The organism is Klebsiella sp. Ech2A, assembly GCF_030078455.1.
Lineage (GTDB): Bacteria > Pseudomonadota > Gammaproteobacteria > Enterobacterales > Enterobacteriaceae > Klebsiella > Klebsiella terrigena.
Window position 1 is genome coordinate 1 of the sequence record NZ_JAQGFU010000452.1, and the last position, 1,008, is coordinate 1,008.

Annotated in this window: 1 protein-coding gene; it reads right to left on the reverse strand. The window is 63.4% G+C overall.

What is annotated here, in order from left to right:
• Nucleotides 1-1,008: proline dehydrogenase family protein (locus tag PFH44_RS27920; RefSeq protein WP_283826888.1), on the reverse strand; the 1,008-nt coding region annotated here is incomplete at both ends.

The window sequence follows — 1,008 nt, forward strand, 5'->3', positions numbered from 1 at the left end:
GTGCTCGTTCGCCAGATCCAGCCCCGCCGAGTTGCTGCGGCCCTGACCATAGAGATCGCGCGGCAGCGGAATTTTCGGGTGCGGCAGGCCGGCCTGGCCCTCCTGCTGCGCCAGCTTCTCGACCGCGCTGACCGGGTCGGCGACCAGCTCGTCAAGCGGCAGGCTGGTATCGGCGATGCGGTTGACGAAGGAGGTGTTGGCGCCGTTCTCCAGCAGGCGGCGTACCAGGTAGGCCAGCAGGGTTTCGTGGGTGCCGACCGGGGCATAGATTCGGCACGGTCGGTTGAGCTTGCCGTCGGCCACTTTGCCTACGACCTGCTCATACAGCGGCTCGCCCATGCCGTGCAGGCACTGGAACTCGTACTGACCCGGATAATAGTTCTGCCCCGCCAGCTGGTAAATGGCCGCCAGGGTATGGGCGTTGTGGGTGGCGAACTGGGGGTAAATCAGGCTCGGCACCGTCAGCAGCTTTTTCGCGCAGGCGAGATAGGAGACGTCGGTGTAAACCTTGCGGGTATAAACCGGGTAGCCTTCCAGGCCGTCCATCTGCGCGCGCTTGATTTCGCTGTCCCAGTAGGCGCCCTTGACCAGGCGGATCATCAGACGGCGGCGGCTGCGGGTGGCGAGATCGATTAGCGAGTCGATCACGAACGGACAACGCTTCTGATAGGCCTGAATAACGAAGCCGATCCCGTTCCAGCCCGCCAGCTCTGGCTCAAAGCACAGCTTCTCCAGCAGGTCGAGAGAGATCTCCAGGCGATCGGCCTCTTCGGCGTCGATGTTAATGCCGATATCGTACTGGCGCGCCAGCAGGGTCAGCGACTTCAGGCGCGGATAGAGCTCATCCATCACCCGATCGTACTGCGCGCGGCTGTAGCGCGGATGCAGCGCGGAGAGCTTGATGGAGATCCCCGGTCCTTCATAGATGCCGCGGCCGTTGGAGGCTTTGCCGATCGCGTGAATTGCCTGCTGATAGGAGACCATATAGGCCCGGGCGTCGGCGGCGGT